At 58.4% G+C, this 12127-nt stretch carries 11 protein-coding genes; 1 reads left to right on the plus strand and 10 read right to left on the minus strand.

Features of this window, described 5'->3' with window-relative positions:
- Positions 1 to 63 precede the first annotated feature (63 nt).
- The 8 genes from AC30D7_RS11835 to ppsA form a co-directional block, all read right to left on the minus strand.
- The gene (locus AC30D7_RS11835; RefSeq protein WP_490134177.1) at positions 64 to 1095 is read right to left on the minus strand and encodes an OmpA family protein; all 1032 of its coding nucleotides are present in this window, start codon (positions 1093 to 1095) and stop codon (positions 64 to 66) included.
- Positions 1096 to 1202: 107 nt separating this feature from the next.
- Entirely contained in the window at positions 1203 to 1793 is a 591-nt protein-coding gene (gene sigX, locus AC30D7_RS11840) for an RNA polymerase sigma factor SigX (protein WP_026331741.1), read from the minus strand.
- Between the two features lie 86 nt (positions 1794 to 1879).
- A complete protein-coding gene (locus AC30D7_RS11845; RefSeq protein WP_007940637.1) occupies positions 1880 to 2704 on the minus strand; it encodes a mechanosensitive ion channel family protein in 825 nt (274 codons plus the stop codon).
- Between the two features lie 2 nt (positions 2705 to 2706).
- Positions 2707 to 2955 carry a hypothetical protein gene (locus tag AC30D7_RS11850; protein WP_008006975.1) on the minus strand — a complete coding sequence of 83 codons (249 nt, stop codon included), beginning with the start codon at positions 2953 to 2955 and terminating at the stop codon, positions 2707 to 2709.
- 63 nt (positions 2956 to 3018) lie between these two features.
- Complete coding sequence (locus tag AC30D7_RS11855) at positions 3019 to 4014, minus strand: zinc transporter ZntB (RefSeq protein ID WP_490134178.1); 996 nt, start codon at positions 4012 to 4014, stop codon at positions 3019 to 3021.
- A 26-nt stretch (positions 4015 to 4040) separates the two neighbouring features.
- Positions 4041 to 4532, minus strand: a complete 492-nt coding sequence (rraA, locus tag AC30D7_RS11860) for a ribonuclease E activity regulator RraA (protein ID WP_105339617.1) — start codon at positions 4530 to 4532, stop codon at positions 4041 to 4043.
- Positions 4533 to 4723: 191 nt separating this feature from the next.
- Positions 4724 to 5713: an alpha/beta fold hydrolase gene (locus AC30D7_RS11865; protein WP_490134179.1), complete on the minus strand. Its 990-nt coding sequence runs from the start codon at positions 5711 to 5713 to the stop codon at positions 4724 to 4726.
- Between the two features lie 95 nt (positions 5714 to 5808).
- On the minus strand, positions 5809 to 8184 hold the full coding sequence (gene ppsA / locus AC30D7_RS11870) for a phosphoenolpyruvate synthase (protein ID WP_490134180.1): 2376 nt from the start codon (positions 8182 to 8184) through the stop codon (positions 5809 to 5811).
- Between the two features lie 174 nt (positions 8185 to 8358).
- On the opposite strand from ppsA, the gene ppsR reads away from it, so the two are divergent.
- On the plus strand, positions 8359 to 9177 hold the full coding sequence (gene ppsR / locus AC30D7_RS11875) for a posphoenolpyruvate synthetase regulatory kinase/phosphorylase PpsR (protein ID WP_018925255.1): 819 nt from the start codon (positions 8359 to 8361) through the stop codon (positions 9175 to 9177).
- 35 nt (positions 9178 to 9212) lie between these two features.
- On the opposite strand, the gene prpD is transcribed toward ppsR, so the two are convergent.
- Together prpD and prpF are read right to left on the minus strand one after the other, a co-directional pair.
- Positions 9213 to 10697 carry a 2-methylcitrate dehydratase gene (gene prpD, locus AC30D7_RS11880; RefSeq protein ID WP_018925254.1) on the minus strand — a complete coding sequence of 495 codons (1485 nt, stop codon included), beginning with the start codon at positions 10695 to 10697 and terminating at the stop codon, positions 9213 to 9215.
- A gap of 210 nt (positions 10698 to 10907) precedes the next feature.
- The gene (prpF, locus tag AC30D7_RS11885; RefSeq protein ID WP_490134181.1) at positions 10908 to 12098 is read right to left on the minus strand and encodes a 2-methylaconitate cis-trans isomerase PrpF; all 1191 of its coding nucleotides are present in this window, start codon (positions 12096 to 12098) and stop codon (positions 10908 to 10910) included.
- Positions 12099 to 12127 lie beyond the last annotated feature (29 nt).

Here is a 12127-nt window from a genome sequence, read left to right on the forward strand (position 1 = left end):
TCACCAAATCGCAGACAAAGAAAAGCCCGGCCTAAGCCGGGCTTTTCTTGAGCTGCGAGCTAATTACTTAGCTGCTGCTTCAACCTTCGCTTCTACGCGACGGTTTACAGCGCGACCAGCTTCAGTGGCGTTGTCAGCAACTGGGCGGGATTCGCCGTAGCCAACAGACTGAACGCGGGACGGCGAAACACCGTACTGGTTGGTCAGAACTTGCTTAACGGCGTTTGCACGACGCTCGGACAGTTTCTGGTTGTAAGCGTCAGGACCGACGGAGTCAGTGTGACCTTCAACAACAGTAGTGGTGGATGGGTACTGCTTCATGAAGTCAGCCAGGTTTTTGATGTCGCCGTAGCTGTTAGGCTTGACTACCGACTTGTTGAAGTCGAATTTCACGTCCAGCTCAACACGAACAACTTCAGCAACTGCCGGGCAGCCATCAGCGTCAACAGTTACGTTGGCTGGGGTGTCTGGGCACTTGTCAACGTTGTCGCAAACGCCATCGTTGTCGCTGTCGGAGCAAACTTCAGCCGGTGCTGGAACTGGAGCAGCAGCAGGCTTGGAGCCGCCACCGAAGTTCACACCGATACCGACGCTAGGAGCCCACTCGGTGTCGCCCTGGTCGATGTTGTACTGAGCTTCAACGCCGGCACGGGCGTAGAAGTTTTCAGTGAAGTACAGCTTGGCACCGCCGCCAACGTTGGCGAAAGTGGAGCGGTTACGACCCGAACCGTTCTGGCCAATGCTCTGGTCCGAGAAACCGGCAGAAACGTATGGACGGATCATGTCGCCTGGGTTGTTGAAGTGGTACAGAGCGTCCAGAGCGGTATCAGCGCCCTTTACGTTACGACCATCATCTGCACGTACGTTGTGTACTTCGTCGTAGGCCAGACGCAGTTCCACGTCGTCGGTCAGGAAGTAACCAACCGAACCGCCGAACAGGTTGCCGTTGTTCTTGAAGTTACGATCGCTGTCGTACTGTTCTTTCTTGGCGAAGCCTTCGATTTCAACTGCGCCTTGGCCTTGTGCCAGCGCGCCGAACGAAGTAGCGGCAATAAGAGAACCAATGGCAAAGCCCAAGGTGTTTTTCAGTTTCATCCGTTAAATCCCCATCTGGTGATTGTGAAGCAGTCCCGCAAACCGGGGGACAACTCGGCGGCAAGTCTATCAGAACTTGCCTACGCGTAAGAGATATTTGCGCCAAACTAAGTTTCGGCAATGCCTGCAAATTTCTCACGCAATTTGTCTAGAGCGCGTTTGTACCGCATTTTTGTTGCACTCAAACCCATGTGCATGATGTCTGCGATCTCCTGAAACTCCAGCTCTGCGACAAATCGTAGCACCAGAATTTCACGGTCAATCGGGTTCACATACACCAGCCAGCGATCAAGTCCGCCCTTCTCCTCGGGTTTCGGCGCCTTTTCTTCAGACGCTTCCTCGAGGGGGTCCAGACTCAAAGCGTCCATCAAGCGACGCTTACGCCGTTCCTTCCGATACTGAGTGATGCATTCGTTGTAGGTGATGCTGTAGAGCCACGTTTTGAACTTCGATTTGCCCTCGAAGTTCTTCAGGCCGTACAGCACCTTCAACATCACTTCCTGACAGACATCGTCTGCGTCACGATCGTTCCCCAGATACCGTGCACAAACGTTAAATAATGTTCGCTGGTAACGCCGCATCAGTTCTTCATAGGCGCGCGTTACGTGAAACAGCTCGGAGTGCGAGCGCGCGACCAACTCCTCATCAGAGAGCTCGCGGGGGTCGTAGCGCGTGGAGAGCGATTGAGCTTTATTCAAAACAAGTCTGGCCGACAGTCAGGTCAATGTCCGCCGCAGCCCTTCAGGGCAATTTGCGGCGGCATACATTAGCAGGATTTGCCGGGTTAGCGGCTACTCACATGCTGCTCCAAGAGAATCCGATTCGAGAGAGAGACTAGCTCACCCTCATCGGTCAGCACCGTGGTTTTCACCGTGCCGATCTCTTCGATCTGCCCTTCGACCTCGCCAACACGTACTTGTTGCCCAACCTGATACAACTCACGCACATAGATTCCCGCAAGAATCTGACCGGCAATTTCCCGGCTTCCCAATCCCATGGCCAGCGCAACCGCCAGACCAACGGTAATCAAGACAATCACGATCACATGGTTGAGCAGGTCTGTCTTGACCTCCAACTGGCTGATCGCGACCGAAATACTGATGATGATCACCAGGCCCTGGGCAATTCGCCCCAGGCCCGCGGCGTAATCCAGCCCTACGCCTTCTGCCGCGCCGCGTACAAGCCCATTGGCCAATTGCGCCAGCAAGACACCCACCAACAACACCAACGCGGCACCGAATACTTTCGGCACATACAGCGCCAACATGTCCAGCGTAGCCGAAACTCGCTCAAGACCGAGGGATTCTGCGGCAGAAACCAGAAAAATCAGCAGAACGAACCAATAGACGATCTTGCCGATCAGCGTCGAAATAGGCACCTGGAGGCCGGCGCGGGACAGCAACTTGGTCAGCCCGGTACCGCCCATCAGACGATCGAGACCCAGTTTGGCGAGCAATTTGGAAAGCAGCGTGTCCAGCAGCTTGGCCACGACAAAACCCAGCAGCAGCACAACCAGTGCGCCGAACAGGTTCGGAATGAAGTTTGCCACTTTGGTCCACAACGCAGTCATTGCAGTGACGAGGCTCTGAGTCCAGAGATCAAGTTCCATATTCAATCAGCCTTATCAGCAGTGCGGGCGGTAGGTTTACGCAGACGAGAAACCGGCGAGACATGGGCCGATCCGTTATTCAGGGCGATCATCAGCGCGGGCAGCCAACGGCCCAGCAGGCTGAACAGATCGCCGGCACCGACCTGGCGGTTGGCGGTTTTCAGTACACGCCCCAGACAGGCATCGTCGTCACGGCTGGACGGCGATGCTTTGAGCATGTCACGCAAAGACTGTTCAAACGGATCGTGCATACGCACCTCTCGTGATATCTGTCAAAGACGCGGTTAAATTTGGTCGGGTCACATGGCCCATTGTCAGACCCAACGCAAACGTCGGAATAACCACCACTGCCCCAGCGCCACCGAGACCATCAACAGGCAAGCGATCAGGAAGCCGTAAGGGCTGGCAGAGAACGGAATGCCGCCAACGTTGATTCCCAAAAGACCGGTCAGAAAACTCATCGGCAAAAAGATCCCGGTGATGATCCCGAAGCGGTACATCGTGCGGTTCATACGCACGCTCAAACGCCGATCTTCAGCCTCCAGGACCAACCCCACGCGCTCCCGGGTCAATTCCAGCTCCTCGAGATAACGGGTCAGGCTGTTGTTCAATTCGTTCCAGTAGTCGCCATCATCTGAGCAGAACCACGGCAGTTTTATCCGCGTCAGCTGACCGAAAATATCCCGCTGCGGCGCCAGGAAACGCTTCAGCCCGGCGGCCCTACGGCGGATGTGCAAAATGGCGCCATGCTCGGGAGTATACCGTTCGTCGGCATCGAGCTTTTCTTCTTCTTCATCGACCACCTCGGAGAGGCAAGCGACCAGATCCTGCACCTTGTTGGTCAGGTATTGCGCCATATAGAGAATCAGTTCGGAAGCTGTTCCAGGTCCCTTGCCCTCGGCCAGCTGCACCAGCAACTCATCGGTGGCGCGCAATGGCCGCAAACGCAGGGAGATCACCCGCTGGGCCGAACCGAAGATCCGCACCGAGACCATGTCTTCCGGCTCTGCGCCCGGGTTCAGGTTGACCCCGCGCAGAAACAGCAGCAGCTCGGAGTCCGGCAGCGGCAAAAGACGCGGTCGGGTGTTTTCTTCCAGCAACAAGTCGCAACTAAATTCACTCAAGCCGCTGTATTTGCGCAGCCAGGTCTGGGTTTGCGGATGACTGCGATCCCAGTGCAGCCACAGGCTTTCATGGGCCTGCAGCTGCAAGTCATCGAGTTCAGTCCGGGCTATCGAACGCGCACCGCCTTTACCGTCCAGCACCAGGGCATGCACCAGCCCCCACTGCGCGTTTTCTTCCTCGAACATCCTCACCCCTTGGTTGATACGGTGCTTTATTCAGGCATTGCAAGCGGGCTTGGCGAAACGATCACGCCGTTATTGTCCGCGTAGATGTAGTGACCCGGATGGAACGTCACACCCGCAAAGGTCACAGCAATGTTGAGTTCACCGACGCCGCGTCTGTCGGTTTTCATTGGGTGGCTGGCCAGGGCCTGGACACCGAGGTCGGTTTGCGCAATGACATCGACGTCGCGGATGCAACCGTAGATCACCAGCCCTTCCCAACCGTTGTTCGCGGCTTTCTCGGCCAGCATGTCGCCCATCAGCGCGCGGCGCAGAGAACCGCCACCGTCGACCACCAGCACTTTACCGTTGCCCTTGAGTTCGACTTGCTCCTTGACCAACGAGTTATCTTCGAAACATTTGATGGTCACGATTTCGCCGCCGAACGAATCACGGCCACCGAAATTGCTGAACATCGGTTCCAGCACCTGCACCAGCTCCGGGTAGGCATCGCACAGGTCAGGCGTGAGGTAATGATTCATCGAGAAACTCCTGTAACAAGGAAGACAATCGAGTATGCAGCATACTCGGGCCAGGGTCGGACGGTGTAAATCACTCCGTTCGCACGAACATCGTGATCAACTCGATCACTCAAAGTGACCAGAACCGCTCAACGCGTCACATCTTAGCCGCAAGCCGATCAGAGCGGAATGCCCTCGTTAGAGCATCCACCTTAAACCGCGGCGGCCAAATCCGGCTTTCCATCCAGCAAAGGCGCCTGTTGATCCGCCAGCCAACGCGCCACCAACGGCCAGACCTCAGCCTGCGCAGCCTTGCTGACCAACATTTCCACGTGACCGAAATTATCGCCAAAGCCTTGCTCGCGGCCAAGGGTGATGAACTGTTTGTGCTCGGAGCCGACTTGATCGAACAGCTTACGGCAGGCCCAGGTCGGATCCTGATGATCGCCCGCGGCGCTCACCGCCAGCACTGGCAATTGCACCTCGGCCAAACCCGCCCACCAGTCTTTGTCGGCATCGCCAAAACGGCCGAACAGCCCGTACCAGCGCATGCTTTCCAGGGCCAGGCCTATCGGCTCGTCCTCCGGGCCGCGTTTGAGTCGTGAGCCCGACAGTTGGGCAAAACGCTTGAGAATGAAGCGCCCGCTCCATTCCACCGGAGGGAACTTCAACGGCCAGTAAGTGCGGCTGACTTGGGTGCCAAAAAACGCTGCCGAAGCCACAACAGGCTCGCCCAGATACTGACCGCCCAATGCCGCGGCCAGGGTAATGCCCCCCAGCGAATGGCCGATCCAGTGCGGGATCTGGCCGCTTTGCTCGCGCACGAACGCGCCAATGGCCGGCAAATCGTAACGCGCATAGTCGGCGACGCTGTTCTTGCGATAGTTCTGGTTGCGTTGAGACAGGCCGTGACCACGCATTTCCGGAATCCACACATCGAATCCCAGACGCGTCAGGTAAGCGCCCAGGCCCAAGCCTTTGGGAGAGAACCAGAACCGCCGATTGGAAAAGCTGCCGTGCAGCAGAATCACCGGCACGCCACGCACCGCCGGCTCATCGGCCAGGCCCAGGCGTGTCACAGCCAGCTCAACGGTGCCATCGGGGCTGTTGCCGGGTTTCAAACGATAGACGTCTTCGCTCAGATCGCCGCGCCGCTCGGCGCTGATCAGGGCGACAGGAAATAGGTTGCTGCTACTTTGCATATGCTCTTGCACAAAAAAGGGCGGCATCCAGAGGAGCCCGCCCTACTTGAATCTCTGAAAGGGCCGATCACAGATCGGCCCTTTCACTCACACCATCAAGCCGAAGCCTGACCTTCAGCCAGGAAGAACCAGGTTTCCAGTACGGAATCGGGGTTCAACGAAACGCTTTCGATGCCCTGCTCCATCAGCCACTTGGCCAGGTCCGGGTGGTCCGAAGGGCCCTGACCGCAGATGCCGATGTACTTGCCGGCCTTGTTGCACGCGGCAATGGCGTTGGCCAGCAGTTTCTTGACTGCAGGGTTACGCTCGTCGAACAGGTGCGCGATGATCCCGGAGTCACGGTCCAGGCCCAGTGTGAGCTGGGTCAGGTCGTTGGAGCCGATGGAGAAACCGTCGAAGAACTCGAGGAATTCTTCAGCCAGGATCGCGTTGGACGGCAGTTCGCACATCATGATCACGCGCAGACCGTTGTCGCCACGGGCCAGACCGTTTTCAGCCAGCAGATCGACCACCTGGCTCGCTTCGCCCAGGGTACGGACGAACGGCACCATGATTTCAACGTTGGTCAGGCCCATCTCGTTACGCACGCGCTTGAGGGCGCGGCATTCGAGCTCGAAGCAGTCACGGAACGATTCGCTGATGTAACGCGAAGCGCCACGGAAGCCCAGCATCGGGTTTTCTTCTTCCGGCTCGTAGAGTTTGCCGCCGATCAGGTTCGCGTATTCGTTGGACTTGAAGTCCGACAGACGCACGATGACCTTTTTCGGCCAGAACGCTGCCGCCAGCGTGCTGATACCTTCGACCAGTTTGTCGACATAGAAGCCGACCGGGTCGTTGTAACCGGCAATGCGCTTGTCGACGCTGTCCTTGATTTCCTGCGGCAGACCGCTGTAGTTCAACAGCGCCTTGGGGTGCACGCCGATCATGCGGTTGATGATGAATTCCAGACGGGCCAGGCCCACACCGGCGTTCGGCAGTTGCGCGAAGTCGAAGGCGCGGTCCGGGTTGCCAACGTTCATCATGATCTTGAACGGCAGCTCCGGCATGGCATCCACGGAGTTTTTCTTGATGTCGAAGCCCAGTTCGCCTTCGAAGATGTAACCGGTGTCACCTTCAGCGCAGGAAACGGTCACGCCCTGGCCGTCTTTCAACAGCTGGGTGGCGTTGCCGCAACCGACCACGGCCGGGATACCCAGCTCGCGAGCGATGATCGCCGCGTGACAGGTACGGCCACCACGGTTGGTGACGATGGCGCTGGCGCGCTTCATGACCGGCTCCCAGTCCGGGTCGGTCATGTCGGAAACCAGAACGTCGCCTGGCTGGACTTTGTCCATCTCGGACACGTCCTTGATGATCCGCACCTTGCCGGCGCCGATGCGCTGGCCGATGGCGCGACCTTCCACCAGCACGGTGCCGGTTTCTTTCAACAGGTAACGTTCCATGACGTTGGCCTGGGTGCGGCTCTTCACGGTTTCCGGACGGGCCTGCACGATGTAGAGCTTGCCGTCGTCGCCGTCTTTGGCCCATTCGATGTCCATCGGGCACTTGTAGTGCTTCTCGATGATCATCGCCTGCTTGGCCAGTTCGCTGACTTCGGCGTCGGTCAGGCAGAAACGTGCGCGATCAGCCTTGTCGACATCGACGGTCTTGACCGATTTACCGGCCTTGGCTTCGTCGCCGTAGATCATCTTGATGGCTTTGCTGCCCAGGTTGCGACGCAGGATGGCCGGGCGACCGGCTTCCAGCGTGCCTTTGTGGACGTAGAACTCATCCGGGTTCACCGCGCCTTGTACGACGGTTTCACCCAGGCCGTAGGCGCCGGTGATGAACACCACGTCACGGAAGCCCGATTCGGTATCGAGGGTGAACATCACGCCGGCGGTGCCGGTTTCGGAGCGGACCATGCGTTGCACACCGGCCGACAGAGCCACCAGCTTGTGATCGAAACCCTGGTGGACGCGGTAGGAAATGGCACGGTCGTTGAACAGCGAGGCGAATACCTCTTTGGCGGCGCGAATGACGTTTTCGACACCACGGATATTCAGGAAGGTTTCCTGCTGACCGGCGAAGGAAGCATCCGGCAAGTCTTCGGCGGTAGCGGAAGAGCGCACGGCCACGGCCATGTCAGGGTTGCCGGCCGACAGCGTGGCGAACGCGGTGCGGATCTCGGCGTTGAGCTTCTCGGGGAACTCGGCTTCCATGATCCATTGACGTATCTGGGCGCCGGTCTTGGCCAAGGCGTTTACATCATCGACGTCCAGGGCGTCGAGGGCGGCATGGATCTGATCGTTCAGGCCGCTCAGTTCCAGAAAATCACGATAAGCCTGAGCTGTCGTGGCAAAGCCACCTGGCACCGATACACCGGCGCCTGCAAGGTTACTGATCATCTCGCCCAGGGATGCGTTCTTGCCCCCCACATGCTCTACATCATGGACGCCGAGCTTATCGAGGGAAACTACGTACTCTACCAAGGTGATCTCTCCACTAACTGTGTTGGAAAAGCTCAGAAGCCGGCGACTCGGGGGAGCCTTTGCCGGCTGTATGGCCTGGACCTGGAAAATAAGTGAGAATGCGGGCCATCGGTGGCCGACAAATCGCGCCTACTATATCCAAGAATCGTCACTAGCTTAAGGCCCAAGGTGCAAATGAAACGATCTGCTTTCTTTATCTCCGATGGCACCGGCATTACCGCCGAAACCCTCGGCCAAAGCCTGCTGGCGCAGTTCGAAAACATTACCTTCAGCAAAATCATACGACCGTACATCGACGACGCTGATAAAGCGCGGGCCATGGTACAACAAATCAACAAAGCCGCCGAAAACGATGGTTTTCGTCCGATTATTTTCGACACCATTGTCAATCAGGACATTCGTGAGATTCTCGCAACGTCGAATGGTTTCATGATCGACATTTTCTCGACCTTCCTGGCGCCCCTTGAACAGGAGCTGACCGAGCATTCTTCCTACACCGTCGGCAAATCCCACTCCATCGGCCATAACTCCAATTACATGGAGCGTATCGAGGCGGTGAACTTCGCCCTCGACAATGACGATGGCGCCCGCACGCACTATTACGACAAAGCTGACTTGATACTAGTAGGCGTGTCGCGATGCGGCAAAACACCGACGTGTTTGTACATGGCCATGCAATTCGGCATCCGCGCAGCCAACTATCCGCTGACCGAAGACGACATGGAGCGCCTGCAACTGCCGACCGCCCTGCGCGCCCATCATCACAAGCTGTTCGGCCTGACCATCGACCCCGACCGCCTCACCGCGATCCGCAACGAACGCAAGCCCAACAGCCGCTATTCGAGCTACGCGCAGTGCGAGTTCGAAGTGCGCGAGGTGGAGAATCTGTTCCGACGCGAGAACATTCCCCACATCAATTCCACGCATTTCTCCGTGGAAGAGATCTCGGCGAAGATTCTGGTGGAGAAAGGTGTGGAACGGCGGTTCAAGTAGATAGTCGGCGGCAGTTATGCCGCCTTCGCGACCAGCTAGATCACAAACAAATCCACAAACCGGTTCACCGGCGTCGCTTCAAGCGCTGCCGGGTCCTTGCACAGCGCAAGGATCTCGGCGCTTCGCTGAGCCGTGAAGCGCGTCGTCAGGTTGACCTTGAACTTGTCTTCCAGCAACGGAATGCCATCAGCACGGCGCCGGCGATGACCGATCGGGTACTCCACCATCACGTTATCGGTGCTGGAACCGTCCTTGAAGAACACCTGTACCGCGTTGGCGATGGAGCGTTTGTCCGCCTCCAGGTATTCGCGGGTGAAACGCGGGTCTTCGACAATGACCATTTTGTCGCGCAGCACATCGATAATCGGGTGCGCGGCGTGGAAGTCGTCTTCGTACTGCTCGGCCACCAGATTGCCGAATACCAGGGGTACGGCGGTCATGTACTGGAGGCAGTGATCGCGGTCCGCAGCGTTGGCCAGCGGGCCGACCTTGGAGATGATGCGGATCGCTGATTCGTGGGTGGTGATAACGATCCTGTCGATTTCATGCAGGCGATTCCTGACCAATGGATGCAGGGTGACGGCAGCCTCGCAGGCCGTTTGCGCGTGGAACTCAGCGGGGAAGCTGATCTTGAACAGCACGTTTTCCATCACATAGCTGCCGAACGGCCGGGAAAAACTGAAAGCTCGCTTGCCTTCAGGCTTGAGCCCCAGGTCGTTGTTGGTGTGGCTGAACAGTACATCGTAGAAACCCCATTGCTTGGCGGTCAGTACGCCGGGGATGCCCATCTCACCACGCATCGCAATGTCCGCCAGACGCACGCCCCGACTGGTCGCGTCTCCGGCCGCCCAGGATTTACGCGATCCGGCGTTCGGCGCATGTCGGTAAGTGCGCAGCGCCTGGCCGTCGGCAAAGGCATGAGACAACGCCGACAGCAGCTGCTCGCGATTGGCGCCCATGAGTTTGGCAGTAACGGCGGTCGAGGCGACTTTCACCAGAATCACGTGATCGAGACCGACGCGGTTGAACGAATTTTCCAGGGCGATCACGCCCTGGATCTCGTGCGCCATGATCATGGCTTCCAGCACAGCGCGAATGGTCAACGGGGCGTCGCCATTGGCCAGGCGCTTTTGCGACAGGTGGTCGGCCACCGCGAGAATACCGCCGAGGTTATCGGACGGATGGCCCCATTCGGCGGCGAGCCAGGTGTCGTTGTAATCGAGCCAGCGGACGATGCAACCGATGTCCCAAGCGGCCTTGACCGGGTCGAGACGATAGCTGGTGCCGGGCACGCGGGCGCCGAAGGGGACGACAGTGCCTTCGACGATAGGACCCAGGTGTTTGGTGCATTCGGGGAAACGCAGCGCCAGCAAGCCGCAGCCGAGGGTGTCCATCAGGCAATTGCGGGCAGTATCAAGCGCCTCGGGCGACTGGATGTTGAAATTGAGGACGTAGTCGGCGATGTCCTGCAGAACCGTGTCGTAGTCGGGGCGGGTGTTCAGGTCGACGTTGGCGCTCATGTTCGATTCACTCTTGAAGTGGTTCGTTGATGGGACCTCGGTTCAGGATCGATGCGCGCTGCTTTCTTATTGTAGGAACGGGATTAAAAGTGGGAGCGGGCTTGCTCGCGAAGAGGGAGCGTCAGTTGACATCAACATTGCCTGACACACCGCTTTCGCGAGCAAGTCGGATCGCCGCACCGCCGCTCCCACATTGGCTCAGTGCCGGGTTTAGAAACAATCCCCCGGCACGCGGACGTAACCTTCCATCAACACCCGCGCACTACGGCTCATGATGGCTTTTTTCACCGTCCACTCACCGTTGACCTTTGCGGCCTCGGCGCCCACGCGCAAGGTGCCGGACGGATGACCGAAGCGCACGGCATTGCGTTCGATGCCGCCCGCCGCCAGATTGACCAGCGTGCCGGAAATCGCCGCCGCCGTGCCGATGGCTACCGCCGCTGTGCCCATCATGGCGTGGTGCAGCTTGCCCATGGACAACGCGCGCACCAGCAGGTCGATGTCGGTGGCTGCGATTTTCTTGCCGCTGGACGCGATGTAATCCGCCGGCTTGGCGACGAACGCGACCTTCGGCGTGTGCTGGCGCTTGGCGGCTTCATCCAGGTGTTGAATCAGCCCCATGCGCAGTGCACCGTAAGCGCGGATGGTTTCGAACATTGCCAACGCCTCCAGGTCACTGTTGATCGCGCCCTGCAGTTCGGTGCCGGTGTAGCCGATGTCTTCGGCGTTGATGAAGATGGTCGGGATGCCGGCGTTGATCAGGGTTGCCTTGAGCGTGCCGACACCCGGCACTTCAAGGTCGTCCACCAGGTTGCCGGTGGGGAACATCGAACCACCACCACCCTCCTCTTCCGCCGCCGGATCCATGAATTCGAGCTGCACTTCGGCCGCCGGAAAGGTCACGCCGTCGAGTTCGAAATCGCCGGTTTCCTGGACCTCGCCATTGGTGATCGGCACATGAGCGATGATGGTCTTGCCGATATTGGCCTGCCACACGCGCACCACCGCCACACCGTTGTACGGAATGCGACTGGCATCCACCAGGCCGTTGCTGACGGCGAAGGAACCGACCGCCGCCGACAGGTTGCCGCAGTTGCCGCTCCAGTCGACGAAAGGCTTGTCGATGGCGACCTGACCGAACAGGTAATCGACGTCGTGATCGGCCTTGATGCTTTTCGACAGGATCACGGTTTTGCTGGTGCTGGACGTCGCGCCGCCCATGCCGTCGATTTGCTTCTCGTACGGATCGGGGCTGCCGATCACGCGCAGCAACAAGGCATCGCGGGCCGGGCCAGGAATCTGCGCCGCTTCGGGCAGGTCTTTCAAGCTGAAAAACACGCCTTTACTGGTACCGCCGCGCATGTAGGTGGCAGCGATTTTTATCTGAGATGCGTGAGCCATATTGATCCTGTATGGCCAGCGCGAGACTT

It is taken from the genome of Pseudomonas sp. DF5 (assembly GCF_058148225.1).